This is a genomic window from Paenibacillus sp. FSL R5-0887, assembly GCF_038002305.1.
Classification (GTDB): Bacteria; Bacillota; Bacilli; order Paenibacillales; family Paenibacillaceae; genus Paenibacillus_AQ; species Paenibacillus_AQ odorifer.
Genome location: NZ_JBBOCE010000001.1, coordinates 276,691 through 292,638, shown reverse-complemented (window position 1 = coordinate 292,638; position 15,948 = coordinate 276,691). Strand labels below are relative to the sequence as shown.

The following is a 15,948-nucleotide window of genomic DNA, read 5'->3' as shown; positions in this document are numbered from 1 at the left end:
CGAATGAACATCACCTGGGCTCTACTGATGATGGCCTTGGGAAGCGTAGGCGTACAACAGAACCAACATGACGCTGAAGTGGCGATCGCTTTGAAGTCCGCCATGAATCCCCCCATCATTGCACAACAAAACAACAATTCGAATGTAGCAACTCCAGCTCCAAGCGCTTCACCTGAAGCAACAAACTCAGAAAGTATGTTACACACCGATCCACAGCCAGACGCACCCAAAGTAAAAGGCATTTATGTTACCGCCTACAGTGCTGGTGGGGAACGAATGGAAAAGCTGCTTACATTGCTTGACCAAACCGAACTTAACTCAATGGTTATAGACATTAAGGACGATGCGGGTTATATCACGTATAAGACCGATAATGCCGACCTTCAGAAGCTTGGTAACCCTCAGCCTTTTATTGGAGATATCAGCAAGTTAATGGAACGTTTGAAGAAACATGATGTTTATCCTATCGCCCGGATTGTTGTTTTTAAAGATTCCATTCTTGCCAAGAAGAACCCGCAGATGTCTTTTGTTAATTCTGATGGCACTGTATGGAAGAATAAAGGCGGCGACAGCTTTGTTAATCCTTATAATGAAGATGTTTGGAAATACAATGTGGATATCGCCAAGGAAGCTGTCAAGCTCGGCTTCAAAGAAATTCAGTTCGACTATGTTCGTTTTCCGGAAGGATTCGAAAAACGTGCTGAAACCCTTAAATACACTAAAACCAGTGATTCACGCGTAGAAATTGTATCTAATTTTGTTAAATATGCCAAAGCAGAGCTAGCTCCACTTGGTGTCCGTGTGTCCGTAGATATTTTTGGATATGCCGCATCTGCCCCTGCTGAGGGTATCGGCCAAGACTTTGTTAAAATATCCAAGAATGTGGATGTTATCAGTCCAATGGTTTATCCAAGTCACTATTCAACGGGATGGTTTGGCGTGAAAGAGCCCGACTTAGATCCTTACGCTACAATCAAAGGCTCCATGGTTGATACACATAAGAAGCTTGATCCACTGGGCAGCTACAAACCCGTTATTCGGCCTTGGATTCAAGACTTTACAGCAAGCTGGCTCGGAAGTGGTCATTATGTGAAATATGGTAAAAAACAGGTGGAAGATCAAATCCGCGCTTTAAAAGATGAGAACGTGGATGAGTTCCTTCTCTGGAACGCCAACAATCGCTATACAGCCGATGTTGATTACGAAAAACAATGAATACAGCCCTTATTATTTATAGCTGATCTGATATACGTATGCTAAAGACCCGGCGTCTGCCGGGTCTTTTAACGGAAACTTATTGAACTATTTAACCTATTCCATGAAAAATCATAAAGAATGAGGCACAGAATTATGATACAGACCACCTCTTTAAAACAAAAGGCAGGACAATTTTTTCATATTTTATTCCCAATCCTTGTTACACAAATTGCTTTATCCGCGATCACCTTCTTTGATACTAATATGTCCGGTAAATTCGGGACCGTCGATCTGGCAGGAGTTGCGATAGGAACTAGTCTTTGGATTCCAATCCAAACCGGTCTCAGCGGTATTCTTATGGGGATCACACCTATTGTCTCACAGCTCATCGGGAGCAAAAAAGATAAGGATGTCGCCTTTCAAGTCACACAAGGTATTTGGCTGTCACTAATTGTTTCGATCATCGTCTTGCTGATTGGCAGCTTTGCCTTGTCACCTATTCTTAATTTTATGAACTTGGAGCCTGGTGTAAGAGATGTTGCTTTCCGCTTCCTCAGTGCTATTTCGTTCGGAATTATCCCCCTGTTTGGATATACGGTACTTCGTAGCTGTATAGACGCTTTAGGGCAAACACGCGTATCCATGTGTATTACACTAATAGCTTTGCCTGTAAATGTAGGTTTGAACTATTTGCTCATCTTCGGGAACTTCGGATTCCCTCGTCTCGGGGGTGTTGGTGCAGGGGTAGCTTCAGCCATTACCTATTGGGTTATATTTGCCGTTGCTCTACTGTTCATATATCGTTCTCAGGCCTTTGTAAATCTCAGATTATTCCGTAATTTCTACTTCATATCGTTAAACAGCATTAAAGATTTGCTTAAAATCGGAGTACCCATCGGTTTCTCGATTTTTTTCGAAACGGCTGTCTTTTCCGCTGTAACCTTGTTAATGAGCCGATTTGATACCGTAACAATTGCCGCGCATCAGGCAGCAATCAATTTTGCAACAACACTCTATATGATTCCGCTCAGTATTTGCATCAGCCTTACCATCCTCGTCGGCTTCGAGACCGGGTCTGGCAGACAAAAGGATGCACGCCAATATGCCATAATGGGTATCGGGCTGGCAGCAATCCTTTCGCTGGCCACAGCTTTATTACTCTTGTTTGCCGGAAATCATGTAGCTGGTCTATATTCAGATGAACCCGATGTCATCTCGTTGATTCAGCATTTCCTGATCTATGCAATCTTTTTTCAAATCTCAGATGCAATTGCTACACCTACTCAAGGGGCGCTTCGCGGATATAAGGATGTTAACCCAGCCTTTATCATTTGTTTTATTGCCTATTGGGTAATTGGCTTACCTACAGGTTATGTACTTGCAACTTATACAGATCTAGGAGCATTCGGCTACTGGATTGGTCTTATTACCGGTCTTGCCATCGGTGCGACCCTGCTATTGTCTCGGCTTATCAAAGTTCAACGGCGTTATGCCGCACAATACACACAGGAACAACCACAGAGCTAACGATCCATATTACACAAAAAAGGAACAGTGCGCATCTCGCAGCTGTTCCTTTTTATATATAGGGTCGCTAATTATTGGGAAAGACGGGAAGCCAGCTCGTACAGCTCCAGGTCAAAGCCCTTTTTCGTATTTACAACGAGATCAATATCCGTAAGGGTTAATTCACCTTTGATGATACCACAAGCCTTGTCGGATTCACCTTCGATTAGCTTACGTACGGCAAAATCGCCAAGACGGCTAGCTAGATTCCGGTCTCCAGGAGTTGGTGTTCCACCACGTTGGATATGTCCGAGTACAGTAACACGTGCATCCAGAGAAGCATGACGGTCTTTCAGAGCTTGAGCCACATCTTCACCTTTGCCAACGCCTTCGGCAACAATTACGATACTGTGACGTTTACCTCTGATAAAGTTATCGCGCATCCGGTCAGCAACTTCATTCAAATCATACGGCATTTCCGGCACAAGAATTGTTTCTGCTCCGGAAGCCAGTCCAGCATGCAGCGCGATATCGCCACAGTGGCGTCCCATAACCTCTACAATGGAAGAACGTTCATGGGAGGACATAGTGTCACGCAACTTGTTAATAGCGTCTACAACAACGCCAACCGCTGTATCAAACCCGATAGTGTAGTCTGTGAAGGAGATATCGTTATCAATCGTACCTGGCAAAGCCATAGTCTTGATACCGAGTTTACTTAATTTGTTAGCTCCTTTATAAGAACCATCTCCACCGATAACTACTAGACCATCGATACCCAGTTCATTAAGGATATCCGCGCCTTTTTGTTGTCCTTCCGGTTTCGTGAACTCCAGACATCTTGCAGACTGCAGAACAGTACCGCCACGTTGAATAATATCCCCTACACTGCGAAGATCCATTGGGAAAATATCGCGATTCAGCAGACCTTGATAACCACGTTGCACCCCAAATACCTCAATACCGAAATAAAGTGCGCTTCTTACAACCGCACGAACAGCGGCGTTCATTCCCTGTGAATCTCCACCACTAGTCAATACTGCGATTTTTTGAATTTTAGACATTCTGTTGTTCCTCCTTAAAATTGTGCGAAGTCTGATACTTCTTATAAAAATAACTTCGCGACATGGTTACAAAAAGCGTTTGCGTATCCAACGGCTGTTAGCGAAGAAGAACAGTCTTGTAAGCGGACTGCCTTTCATCAGGCTTTTAGATACAGAGCGAACTTCCCGCTGTTCGCTAACTTTCGGATCAGATAAATAAAGTGCCAGCAATCCCTCAATCACCATACGATGCATCGAAGACTCTGGAAGATTACGAACATCCTTACGGGCCCACTCAACCATTGCAGCGATCCGACTCAGCATGGTATCCGTGTCATCATAATAATTGCAGAAATTAAGATCACCGCCTGCTCGGTCCTCTTCCTGATCAATCAGATAATCCAGCATAATGTGCAGACCACATACATGCGGAAAATACGCGGCTCGAATCGAAGCCGCAGAAGCTTGGTTCAGCTTCGGATCACATGCGGATAGAAATAACATAAATACACCTAGCGTTGATCCCGTTGCAGCCGAAAACTCATTCCATTGCAGATGTGGCGCTCGACTGCCCTGTTCCTCCCACCACTCCTTCAGGGCTGTTTCCCTGAGTTCCGGGCGAATGTGCTTATACACTTGTAAATCTGTATAGAGCACAGCCAGTTCTCGAATCTCCGCTGCAGCAGCGGAATAACCTGGCAACAAAGAAATCATTTCTTGGCATTTACGAACCAGCCTGTACAAATATCCGCCGTCATTCTGTTCACTTCGAAGCGCATAATAATTACCTGGCTCAGCATTTGGATCAATAGCATCCAGCATAGATTGATGCAGCAGCCTGAAATCTGCAGGATCAAGCGAAGTACTGCGATCACATAAGTTGTCCAGATAATCACTGATAGTTTGATAAGCAACAATTAGCGGAATCAGTATATGTTTCATCGATAAATTGCCGGCGGCATAAATACCACCGCCTATGCAATGAAACTCTTTAGTTTCAATGCTGGCAAGTGCTTGCTTCCGGAGCTCGGGATCGGGAATCCCGTTCGCATCTTGGCGCCAGAAATGGAGACATTCTCTCACTTCCGGCAGCACGTACTTATAGACCCTGTTCATAAGTCCCAGTGGACCACGCGGGCTAAGGTAACGGCCTTGCTCTAATTCACTCAATGACAGTGCCTCCACATTGTTGTCTCCTTATCCAAATCACCACTTATTATAATATGATCAGGCGTATTTGTACAAACAACAAAATCACTTTCGTAAAATCATGAAAGATTCAGAAATACAGCAGTTTTTAAAAACATCTCCCCATTGCTTTATGCTATACTAGGCATATTTCAATTTCGGAGGAGTGCAATCCATGTTTTCAAAACGGACCGGCAGCCTTTACAGTGATCAAAACTGGCTGCGTTCCTTTCTTTTTACCATATATGGTACCAGCGTCCTTGTAGTATCCTACTTTCCTTTATTCTACACACATTTAGGGTTTAGCAGTTCTCAGATAGGCTACTTGTATTCCCTCGGTCCCCTTATCTCCATCCTATCCAATCTATTCTGGAGTATGATAAGCGATAAGTTAGGCACCGTTCGAAAGATCATGTTCATACTACTTGCGGGTCAATTAGTAACTGGTCTTCTATTAGCCAGAGCGGCCGAATTTTCATCTGTCATGCTTATTTTGTCCTTCTTCTACTTCTTCTATTACCCAGTTTTTCCGCTTGCCGATACAATGGCTATCAAAGTTGCCGAAAGACACGGACGGAACTTCATTACCATTCGCGTTTTTGGCTCCTTAGGCTATTCTTTCTTTGCTCTAACCGTTGGCTATGCATTAAGAGCATTGGGCTCTACTTGGAGCTTGACCCTATGTATCATCATCATTATTGCTGCACTTTTAATTACCCTAGGTCTTAAGGATGTTAAAAGACCTGCTGTTATAGAAACAACGAATCAAGATAAGGACACAGCTGAAGCTGATAATAGCAAAAATGGACTTAAAGATATATTGTTGCAAAAAGAGGTGCTGTGGTTCTTCGGCTGTGTGTTTGTACTCGCGTTAGGCCATAGAATGAACGAAGCCTTTCTGACGATCAGTCTAAAACAACTAGGCGCTGGTGAGGAAATCATTGGCTGGGCATTGCTCGCGTCAGCTCTTAGTGAGATCCCTGTATTATTTATCCTCAGCAGATACGGCGACAAATTCAAAGAATTGCCCTTGCTGGCCTTGGGGAGTCTGATGTATGCTCTGCGTTTTCTTTTGATGTCCCTGGCGGATCATCCAGGCTCAATGATTGCCATTCAAGCCATGCACAGTATATCATTTGGTGTTTTTTATGTAACATCTGTCCGTTATATCACCCGGATTATCCCGGATCGCCTTCGGGCAACAGGTCTTGCCATTTTCACCGTCGTTTGGTCAAGTGCCTCTGGGCTGCTTAGCGGTACCTTTGGCGGCATTATTTATCAAGAGGCGGGGCGTTATATTTTTTATATAGTGGCTACGGGTTTCAGCTTACTTGCTTTTGCAGGGTTTCTGGGACAGCATTTATTGAAATCCAACCTGGAGCCGATCAATTATTTCAGAAAAAAGAACAAAAAAGCCTCCCTATAATTAGGGTTGGTGTTATTCCATAATACAAAAAGGTCGTTTCACTCCCCTTCACTGGAGTGAAACGACCTTTTTCATTTTGGATAACTTCTATAGCGGGCGTAAAAAAACACAGTTCCCGAAAGAACTGTGTTCTGTAAGTTGGTAACCACTCTTGCAAGGGCTTGCCAAGTAAATTATATATTTGTAGCAGACAGCTTAACTGTCCTGCTGTTTCTTATAATTTTACTACGTTTTCAGCTTGCGGTCCGCGACTACCATCAGTGATGTCGAATTCTACTTCTTGACCTTCGTCCAAAGTCTTGAATCCTTCACCTTGAATTGCTGAGAAGTGTACGAATACATCTTCGCCGCCTTCTACTTGAAGAAAACCATAACCTTTTTCTGCGTTAAACCATTTTACTGTACCTTTCAATTGAACAACCTCCTAAAAATAACCGCCATATATGGCGTATAACTATAGTATACTGCAATCTTCTGTTCAAATCAATCAAACCCAACCCTTAATATATGATTTAATTTGCTTTTCCCTTCTCCAGTGCGTTATCATTGAGCCAAAAGCCAAAAATCGCCAGGGTGGTAATGATAATGATCAAAAAACATGAAATATACAAAACAGACAAATGGAATATGATGACGGTAGAAGTTCAAGGCCGCTACATTGTACTCCGCGAAATTTCCGATCAATGGGGAGAAGAAACACATACCTTCCTTAGTCGTCCAGCGATGATGCAATGGGTGAATAACCGCTTCAACAAAGAATCTTATAAAGACAATGAAGAAGAGTACAAAAACATCATTGCAGCTTTCAAACAGGTATAACAGGAAATGAATAACGAAAATCTCACGATTTATGTTGTCCTAGTCCTCTGTCTAGGCGCAGTATTAATTATGACCAAGGATCGTGTCCCGCCGAAACTAAAGCGGGGCATGGCCATGGCTGCGGTCGTAATGATTCTGTTTGCTTTCATCTTTGTTATTTATAGCTTGTTGGCATAACTACCATATAAAGAAGACTAAATATTAATAATCAGGACTTAGCAGGACATAATAATCTGACTCTACTTTTCAAAGAGGAGGACGTCATGCCTATTACACTCAAGTCCATCCCTCTTCTACTTGTGCTCAGCTTGCTACCGGGTGAAATATCATCCACAGTATTGCCGAGGGAGATTATGCCTACTACATCTCATCATTCTAGGAGGGTTTCTATGGAACAATTATTGAAGAGAAGTGAAGTACCTGCTGAGAATCGTTGGAAGCTTGAAGATATATTTGCCTCTCAGAAGGATTGGGATGCAGAATATGCTGAAGCTAAATCACTGATCAAAAAAGCTGCTGATTTCCAAGGTAAACTTGATTCCGCAGAAGCTGTGAAACAATGTTTTGAGCTGGATGACAAGCTGTCCGTCTCCACTGAGCGACTCTTTGTCTATGCTCATATGCGTCAGGATGAAGACACTGCTAATCCTGAATATCAAGCTTTGTCCTCCAAAGCGAAGAAGCTTGGGATCGAAGCAGGCGAAGCCTTTTCTTTTGTAACCCCAGAAATCTTGGCACTGCCTATTGAGAAGCTGGATCAATTTATTGCTGATCCTGAACTGTCCGCTTACACCTTCACTTTAAAAGAGATGAAACGTGAGAAAGCGCATGTATTGTCCAAGGCTGAGGAAGCTCTGCTTGCCCAAGTTGGAAACCTAGCACAAGCGCCTCAGAATATTTTTAGTATGCTGAACAACGCAGATCTGAAATTCCCTAAGATTAAAGATGAAGATGGCAAAGAGGTCGAGCTGACTCACGGCAACTATATCAAGTTCTTGGAAAGCTCCGATCGCGAGGTTCGCCGAAATGCTTTTAAAGCAGTCTATGACACCTATCGTAAGCAAAAAAACACCATCGCAGCAACGCTTAGCGCCAATGTGAACAAAAACGTCTTTTTCTCACACGTCCGCAAGTATCCATCTGTAATGGAAATGTCTCTTTACGGTGATAACATTCCAAAAGAGGTATACACCAACCTGATCGATACGATTCATGAGAGTCTTCCTTTAATGCACCGTTACATGAAGTTGCGTCAAAAGCTGCTTGGTGTGGATGAGTTACATATGTATGACCTATTTGCACCACTAGTAGATGAATATAAGCTGGATATCACGTACGAAGAAGCGAAGAAAATTACCAAAGAAGGCCTCAAACCGCTGGGTGAAGATTATCTGAATGTGCTGCAAAAAGGCTACGACAATGGCTGGATTGATGTCTATGAGAACGAGAATAAACGCTCTGGAGCTTACAGCTGGGGCCCTTATGGCACACACCCATACGTCCTGCTGAACCATAACGATAATCTGAACAGTATGTTTACTCTGGCACATGAGATGGGTCATGCTCTACACTCTTATTTTTCAGACAACGCTCTGAACTATCGGGATGCACAGTATACTATTTTCCTTGCAGAGGTTGCTTCGACTACCAATGAAGCTTTGCTTATGGATTATCTACTCAAAAAGTCTACAGATCCTAAGGAAAAAATGTATCTGCTCACCTACTATGCCGATCAGTTCCGGACAACGATTTTCCGGCAAACGATGTTCGCAGAATTCGAAAAGATCATTCATCAGCGTGTTGAAGAGGGCGATTCGCTTACCCCTCAAGATCTTTCAAGTATCTACTACGACCTGAATGTCAAATACTACGGCAAAGAAATGGTTGTAGATCAGGATATCGAGATGGAATGGGCACGAATTCCGCATTTCTATAACAGCTTCTATGTTTACAAATATGCAACAGGCTTCTCGGCAGCGACTAGCTTTGCCAAACAAATCCTTGAAGAAGGTAAACCGGCGGTAGATCGTTACCTCGGCTTCCTGAAGAGCGGTGGCAGTGATTACTCCATCAATATTTTGTCAAAAGCAGGCGTTGACATGTCGTCTCCTGAGCCGATTCGCGAAGCGATGAGTGTGTTCGAAAGTGTTATCGAGCAAATGGAACAGTTGACCAAATAAGGCAGAGAGCTTAGTATTACATTAATCCCTTGCCCTATCTGGGCAGGGGATTTTATATTGTTATATCCCCCTGAGGAGGAAGAATTCAATGAGAATTCAATGGTCACTAATTGCGGGTCTAATCTTCGCGCTGCTAACCGCCATATTCGCAGTCATCAACGTTGATCCCGTTCAAGTCAATTTCGGTTTTGATGTGGTTAATATACCACTTATACTCGTTATTCTTGGCTGCGCGTTAATTGGCGGAATCATCGTGGGCTCTTACGGCATTTTTCGTCAATACAAACTACAAAAGCAAATTAAAAGCTTAACTGCTGAGCTTACCAAGCTTCGTGATGCCGACACTTCACTGGATTCTTTTAACACAGACAATGATGGCTTAACAGGAGGGCTTAACTAATGATTACCATTCAACCTAATGAAGACTACATACTTTCCATCCTAAAAAAATTACTCGACACCCCCAGCCCAAGCGGTTTCACCGCACAGGTAATGACACTAGTTGCTGAAGAAGCAGCTGCGCTGAACGTACCTTTAAGCTGGAATGAAAAAGGCGGCGTAATTCTTAACGTCCCTGGCTTAGATCCCTCTCGTACTATTGGCATCAGCGCTCACGTGGATACACTTGGTGCCATGGTCCGCTCGATTAAAGCTAATGGCACACTGCGTCTGACCTCTGTGGGTGGCTTCGCCATGCACAGCATTGAGAATGAATACTGCACGATCCATACCCGTAGCGGCAAAACTTATACAGGAACCATCTTAACCAGCCATCCATCTGTACACGTATATCCAGACGCCCGTGACTTCAAACGATCAGAGGAGAACATGGAAGTACGTATTGATGAGCTGGTATCTTCTAAAGAAGACGTACTCAAGCTTGGCATTTCCGTCGGAGATTTCATTTCTTTCGATGCACGTGCAGTGATTACGCCTAGCGGCTACATTAAATCCCGTCATTTAGATGACAAAGCAAGCGTGGCTGCCCTTCTCGGATTGCTGGAAAGTATTAAACGTGAAGGCTGGAAACCTCTCCACAACCTTTCTTTCCTCATCTCTAACTACGAGGAAGTGGGACATGGTACAGCTTGGATTCCTGGTGAAATCAATGAAATGATTGCCGTCGATATGGGCGCCATGGGTGATGATCTCAGCTGTAAAGAAACCGATGTATCCATCTGTGCTAAAGACTCTTCCGGCCCTTACGATTATGTTATGACAGGTCGTTTGATTGAACTGGCAGAAGCACTAGCAATTCCTTATGCCGTTGATATTTATCCTATGTACGGCTCCGATGCTTCCGCAGCGCTCAGAGGCGGAAACAATATCCGTGCAGCATTGATTGGCCCAGGTGTACATGCCTCTCACTCCATGGAACGTACGCATAAGCAAGCTGTAGTGAACACTGCTAAGCTTCTCGCTGCTTATGTGGGGACAAACTGAGGGTAGCTCTGGCAAGCTGAACCAGCTCTGGAGGCGCAGACAGGGACTTATCGTCTCACTTCTGGTGTTATTGATAGTGGGGTTAGCGGTATCGTTGTTTCTGGTATTTAGAAATCATAAGGAAGATCCCTTTAAAGGTCTTCCTCACGCCTATAGCTTTTTGGAAACAGTGAGTACAGATAACGTGCAGCTCTATATGATGTCACTTTCACCTGTGGATATTAAGCTCAGGGCCGCGGGTGTCCCTTTACGGCAAGTTAATGCATATGGGATTAACGGTGGTTTTTTCTATCAAGATGCGCTTTTATCCATGGCTATCATGAATGATACTCCAGTCAACGGAGCCCAGAAGGGTTATGGGTCTGGCTGGTTCAATGCTAAATACGCACGTGGAACCCTTGTCTGGGATGGTGCCAGCCGTAGCTTCTCCGTACAGGTTGTCTCTTCTGGAGAAGAATTGAAGATTACTGATCGCCAGCATTATTTTGCGCAAGGTGGCATTAGTATGAATCTGGGACACGAAGACTTATGGGAAGCGGCAGTAGCTGAAGAGCATCTTCCTTACGCTGATGAGAAACGCCTGCGCTCAGGCATGGTGTATGACAACACAGGAAAGCTCTGGCTGATTGTTACCCCAACGCTCTCAACAGCGGCAGAGTTCCGCTCAGCGATCCTCCAGACAGTTCCTGCTAAGGGTCTGGAGGGCATCTTCTTGGACGGAGATGGCTCTTCCCAGATGAATGCGAAGGAAATCATTGTACCCGGCGATTCTCGGTCTGTAGTGCAAATGATTGCTGTGGACGGAACGAAATAAAAGAGTAGAAAAATAAAAGAGTAGAATTCTCCAATTAGTGGAGGATCCTACTCTTTTTTTGTTTATTGGTGGTTCTCTTGTTCTTCAACAGACACTCCCGGAATTTCCCGGTGGTCATCACTTTCGGCTGGTGCTTACGGACCCAGATGGCGTTATTCGCAAATTATTAGCCTTTGGAGCATTGTTTCGGACCCAAGCGACGTTATTCACGCAAAAAAGGAACGTATTGGGTGCTTTTAGTGTCAATAGCGACTGTGGTGTCCGTTAACATTCCAAATGGGTTATAATGCTGCGTTTAAGGTTAGCTGTGTCCGGGTAGTGATTTGTAAGAATCACTGTGATTTAAAAGCCAGCCTCAATCCCAGACTTGCTCCAGTTTATCTGAATAATAAGAAATGGCCTTACTGTAACTTCTTATCCCTTCATCCGCAGAGGTTTCTGCCAACAGCTTAAGCAGCAGCTCCATCGCTTGACTATGCTCTCCAAGATTGTGCAAGGTCATGGCTAGGAACGCCGGAAATTCCTTATTCTCCGGGTACTCCTGAACAGCCAGCATCAGAAGACCTTTTGACTTCTCGTATTCTCCGAGTGTCCGGTAGGTGCTGCCCAGTCCCAATAGAGCGCCAACTCTCTGCTCAGAAGGTAATCCTAACGCCAAGCTTTTCTCATAAAAGGGTACTGCCGCCCGCTCCAAACCCAGCACATCATGCGTCCAGGCCAATTGATATAGAAGTTCAGCGTCCCCAGCATTCTGCTCATATAGCTCAAACAGCATCATTTTGGCTTCTTCCGCTTTACCAGCGTTGCGTAGGGCTACGGCAGCTTTAAGTTTATCTTCCACACAGAGCCCTCCCCTATTTTCATTCAAAGCCATCCAACGGGTTTAAGCCTTACCAGCGATTTTCTCCGCAAGCTCGTTCAGATAGGTCCAGCGTTCCATAAGACGCTCCAGCTCTGCTTCGGCTAGGCGTTGCTCCTCTACTAGCTCCTGCAGCCTTCCAGAGTCAGCAAAAGCCGCCTCCATCTGTACACTAATATCCGTCAAACGTTGCTCTGCAAGCTCAATTTGCTCATCAATGCCCTCATATTCACGCTGTTCCTTGAAGCTGAATTTGAGTTTTGTTTTGGGAGCCGTTGAAGCTGCAGGGTTGCTGGCAGTGTCCGCGGCCTCTTTTTGCTTTGAGCTTCCTTCTTTGTTCGGTTCTCCAATGCGTGACGGTACATTTTTGGCCAGCCATTCTTCATATTCCGTATAATCGCCAACGTGAATCCGGATATCGCCATTTTCAAAAGCAATCAGCTTATCTATCGTACGGTCCAAGAAATAACGGTCATGGGATACGGTAAAGACGACACCCGGAAATTCATCCAGATAATCTTCCAAAACAGCCAATGTGCCGATATCCAAATCGTTCGTAGGTTCATCCAAAAGCAATACGTTAGGAGCTCCCATCAATACACGAAGCAGATACAAGCGTCTTTTTTCGCCACCAGACAGCTTGGAGATCGGTGTCCACTGCATCGCAGGAGGGAACAAGAAGCGTTCCAGCATTTGACCAGCCGTAATCACACTGCCGTCTGCTGTCCGTATCACTTCTGCTTCTTCCTTCACGTATTCAATGGCACGCATACTGTCATCCATATCCTGATGCTCTTGTGTAAAGTAACCAAGCTTAACCGTAGCGCCAAGCTGAACTTCACCTTTATCGGGTTGCAGCTGACCTGCAATCATATTTAAGAGTGTGGATTTGCCGCTGCCGTTCGGGCCGACGATGCCCACTCTATCCTGGGGTACAGCGATATAGCTGAGATCTTTGATTAGCTGACGACCATCCAACGCTTTCGACAGGTCATTAATTTCAATGATCTTGCGACCTAAACGTGTAGAAGCCACAGAGATATCCAATGAACCGTTCGAGCTGCTTCCCGTACTCTCTTTCAGCTTCTCGAAGCGGTCGATTCTTGCCTTCTGTTTTGTTGAACGGGCTTTGGCACCGCGACGAATCCAAGCCAGCTCTGTACGCAACAGATTCTTACGCTTCTGTTCGGCAGAGGCTTCTCGTTCTTCTCGATCGGCTTTAAGCTCTAGAAACCGTGAATAGTTAGCTTCATAACGATAAAGCTGGCCACCATCTAGCTCTAGCATGACACTAGCCACACGCTCCAGGAAGTAACGATCATGCGTCACCATCAAAAGAGCGCCGCGCCGTTTCTGCAAATATTGCTCCAACCAAGCCACGGAATCCGTATCAATATGGTTCGTAGGCTCATCAAGAATCAGCAGTTCAGAGGGGGTAATCAGTGCAGCTGCCAGAGCCACACGTTTACGTTGTCCACCAGAAAGTGTGTCCATTAACGCATCAAACTTTAAGATGCCTAGCTTGGTAAGCACGCTTTTGGCTTCACTCTCCAAATGCCATGTTCCCGCAGCGTCGATCGCCTGCCCAATCTTTACTAGTTTTCCTTCCAGTTCAGCATTACCAGGCTGCTGTTCAAGCTGGGACATAGTCTCCATATACTCACGCATGGTAGCAAGGTCTGGATCATCCCCGGCGAACACTTGCTGCAAAACTGTATTCATAGGATCATAAGGAGGATTCTGCGCCAAATATTGTACTCTTACATTATTCCCGATGGCAATTTGTCCACCATCCGGAGTATCCAGACCGGCAATAATCCGTAAAAAGGTTGATTTACCCGTTCCATTCACACCGATCAAGCCAATTTTATCCCGATCGTCCATACCAAATGAAGCGTCGCTAAAGAGTACTTTCTCGCCATAACTCTTGGAAAGATGTTCCACGGTCATAATATTCATGCTATTTCCTCGCTTGCCTTATATTTTCATAAAACCGGCCCGCATCTAACCAATGCTATTTATCCGGTCTATCATCCTATCCAAAATTCAGGTAATCATAGCCCCTCTAATAAAAAGACCAGCAGCGAAATCAGCGCGTTTATACGCGTCCTCCTCCGTAAAAGACGGATCAAATAAAATATCCATCTTCAAACGATCCAGCATCCCTATGTAGGACTGTGCCATAAGCTCAGGCTCGGATGCTCCACCTTCTAATAATACCTTGACCACATCTTGCATGTATTGCTCCATAAATTGAGTCATATACGCCACTAATTCAGGATTATTGTTAGGGGCACGGAAAAAGAGCTTCGTATGCCGCTTGCGTTCATAATAATAATTCAAGTGATGTTTAGCAATGATCGACAGTTTACCGGCCAAAGTATCACTAGCCTTCAGCCTTTCCTGTAATTGCAGGAGAAACCCCTCACAATCGCGGCGCGTCACTGCCATGAATAAATCTTCCTTGCTCTTGAAGTATAAATAAACGGTGCCCTTTGCTATCCCGGCTTGCTCCGCCACTTCCGACATCTTCGTTTCGTAAAATCCACCTGAACCGAAGAGCTCGTATGCGGCATCCAGAATAGCAGTATGTTTTTGATTGGATGCGCTACTCATCGGTCCCTCCCTAAACTGTGCCGTTCAAAGCTTAAATTCAAATGCTAAATGATCATGCTCAGCAGTAAGGCAGCTGCACCGCCGAGGATAGAGCTGATGGCATTGACTGCGTCATTGCTCATCCACTTCCAGCCTCTTGCGTGTACAGCTGGAGCCCCACAATGCTGTGAACCTTCCACTTCGCGGCCGCATACGGTACAGCGGTTCATCTGCTGCACGGTTGCACCAAGGATAGAGTCGGCAAAGGCGCCGACTAATCCTCCGGCAAGTCCTGCTAGGGTAAGCAGCACGAAAGAGTGATCCGGCATGCCGGATATCATACGCAGCAGCCAAGCTGACGCACCGATGAGTGCGCCTCCTGCCGCCGCCGCCAGCGTACCCAAGCTGGATACACCACCCGAAGCTCCGGCAGGAAGAACTTTACCCGTAAGGACAGAACGAGGCGGTTTCTTGCTCAGTGTTCCGATCTCCGTAGCCCATGTATCCGAGGTTACTGTAGCCATTACACCAATAAATAGGAACCCCCATAGCTCATGCGGGAAGATCGCATTCAGAAAAACCAGAACCATGCCAAGTCCACCGTTAGCAAAGACCTGCCCGGCATCGCGGCGGCCCGTCTTAGCATACGTCAGCTCTAATTCTGCTTTATTATCATGATGAAGTTTGGACAGCAGGCTTGAAGTGATGAAGAAGATCAGCAATATCCCAAACCAAAAAGCATTTCCGGCACCAAAATAAATAGTGCCCATCACTACCGCGGCAATCATGCCAGAGAGACTTAAAGACTGCTTCCAATATGCCGCTCCCGCAACAATCAAAGCGCCTAAAGCGCCAATAACCCACTGCATAGATTCATC

Annotated in this window: 16 protein-coding genes; 9 read left to right on the top strand and 7 right to left on the bottom strand. The window is 45.1% G+C overall.

The genetic code is table 11. The features are described from left to right. Positions 1-3: 3 nt before the first annotated feature. Both MKY14_RS01275 and MKY14_RS01270 read left to right on the top strand, forming a co-directional pair. Positions 4-1,215 (top strand): putative glycoside hydrolase, encoded by a 1,212-nt coding sequence (locus MKY14_RS01275; RefSeq protein WP_076125118.1) that lies wholly within the window; start codon positions 4-6, stop codon positions 1,213-1,215. A 135-nt stretch (positions 1,216-1,350) separates the two neighbouring features. Beyond that, positions 1,351-2,724: an MATE family efflux transporter gene (locus MKY14_RS01270; protein ID WP_076125117.1), complete on the top strand. Its 1,374-nt coding sequence runs from the start codon at positions 1,351-1,353 to the stop codon at positions 2,722-2,724. Positions 2,725-2,795: 71 nt separating this feature from the next. On the opposite strand, the gene pfkA is transcribed toward MKY14_RS01270, so the two are convergent. Both pfkA and MKY14_RS01260 read right to left on the bottom strand, forming a co-directional pair. Beyond that, a complete protein-coding gene (gene pfkA / locus MKY14_RS01265) occupies positions 2,796-3,767 on the bottom strand; it encodes a 6-phosphofructokinase (protein WP_036689277.1) in 972 nt (323 codons plus the stop codon). A 66-nt stretch (positions 3,768-3,833) separates the two neighbouring features. After that, the gene (locus MKY14_RS01260; protein WP_036689648.1) at positions 3,834-4,916 is read right to left on the bottom strand and encodes a tetraprenyl-beta-curcumene synthase family protein; all 1,083 of its coding nucleotides are present in this window, start codon (positions 4,914-4,916) and stop codon (positions 3,834-3,836) included. A gap of 193 nt (positions 4,917-5,109) precedes the next feature. Here MKY14_RS01260 and MKY14_RS01255 point away from each other — a divergent pair, with 193 nt between their 5' ends. Next, on the top strand, positions 5,110-6,360 hold the full coding sequence (locus tag MKY14_RS01255; RefSeq protein WP_076125115.1) for an MFS transporter: 1,251 nt from the start codon (positions 5,110-5,112) through the stop codon (positions 6,358-6,360). Between the two features lie 214 nt (positions 6,361-6,574). Here the strand turns inward: MKY14_RS01255 and MKY14_RS01250 are convergent, their stop codons facing one another. Continuing rightward, positions 6,575-6,772, bottom strand: coding sequence for a cold shock domain-containing protein (locus tag MKY14_RS01250; RefSeq protein WP_036689272.1), 198 nt, complete (start codon positions 6,770-6,772; stop codon positions 6,575-6,577). A 173-nt stretch (positions 6,773-6,945) separates the two neighbouring features. Here MKY14_RS01250 and MKY14_RS01245 point away from each other — a divergent pair, with 173 nt between their 5' ends. The 6 genes from MKY14_RS01245 to MKY14_RS01220 all read left to right on the top strand — a co-directional run bounded on the left by MKY14_RS01245 (position 6,946) and on the right by MKY14_RS01220 (position 11,616). Continuing rightward, complete coding sequence (locus tag MKY14_RS01245; protein WP_036689271.1) at positions 6,946-7,179, top strand: hypothetical protein; 234 nt, start codon at positions 6,946-6,948, stop codon at positions 7,177-7,179. Positions 7,180-7,185: 6 nt separating this feature from the next. Beyond that, the gene (locus MKY14_RS01240) at positions 7,186-7,356 is read left to right on the top strand and encodes a hypothetical protein (RefSeq protein ID WP_036689267.1); all 171 of its coding nucleotides are present in this window, start codon (positions 7,186-7,188) and stop codon (positions 7,354-7,356) included. Positions 7,357-7,568: 212 nt separating this feature from the next. Then, positions 7,569-9,359: an oligoendopeptidase F gene (gene pepF / locus MKY14_RS01235; protein ID WP_076125113.1), complete on the top strand. Its 1,791-nt coding sequence runs from the start codon at positions 7,569-7,571 to the stop codon at positions 9,357-9,359. 88 nt (positions 9,360-9,447) lie between these two features. Continuing rightward, positions 9,448-9,759: a LapA family protein gene (locus MKY14_RS01230; RefSeq protein ID WP_042126298.1), complete on the top strand. Its 312-nt coding sequence runs from the start codon at positions 9,448-9,450 to the stop codon at positions 9,757-9,759. 2 nt (positions 9,760-9,761) lie between these two features. Further along, entirely contained in the window at positions 9,762-10,802 is a 1,041-nt protein-coding gene (locus MKY14_RS01225) for a M42 family metallopeptidase (RefSeq protein WP_076184364.1), read from the top strand. Positions 10,803-10,878: 76 nt separating this feature from the next. Beyond that, a complete protein-coding gene (locus MKY14_RS01220) occupies positions 10,879-11,616 on the top strand; it encodes a hypothetical protein (RefSeq protein ID WP_340975597.1) in 738 nt (245 codons plus the stop codon). A 355-nt stretch (positions 11,617-11,971) separates the two neighbouring features. Here the strand turns inward: MKY14_RS01220 and MKY14_RS01215 are convergent, their stop codons facing one another. The 4 genes from MKY14_RS01215 to MKY14_RS01200 form a co-directional block, all read right to left on the bottom strand. Continuing rightward, positions 11,972-12,457 carry a tetratricopeptide repeat protein gene (locus MKY14_RS01215; protein WP_248549266.1) on the bottom strand — a complete coding sequence of 162 codons (486 nt, stop codon included), beginning with the start codon at positions 12,455-12,457 and terminating at the stop codon, positions 11,972-11,974. A gap of 42 nt (positions 12,458-12,499) precedes the next feature. Continuing rightward, positions 12,500-14,434 (bottom strand): ABC-F family ATP-binding cassette domain-containing protein, encoded by a 1,935-nt coding sequence (locus tag MKY14_RS01210; protein WP_036689259.1) that lies wholly within the window; start codon positions 14,432-14,434, stop codon positions 12,500-12,502. An 87-nt stretch (positions 14,435-14,521) separates the two neighbouring features. After that, positions 14,522-15,091, bottom strand: a complete 570-nt coding sequence (locus tag MKY14_RS01205; protein ID WP_076191334.1) for a TetR/AcrR family transcriptional regulator — start codon at positions 15,089-15,091, stop codon at positions 14,522-14,524. 44 nt (positions 15,092-15,135) lie between these two features. Further along, a complete protein-coding gene (locus MKY14_RS01200; protein ID WP_076218389.1) occupies positions 15,136-15,939 on the bottom strand; it encodes a DUF92 domain-containing protein in 804 nt (267 codons plus the stop codon). Between the last annotated feature and the right edge of the window lie 9 nt (positions 15,940-15,948).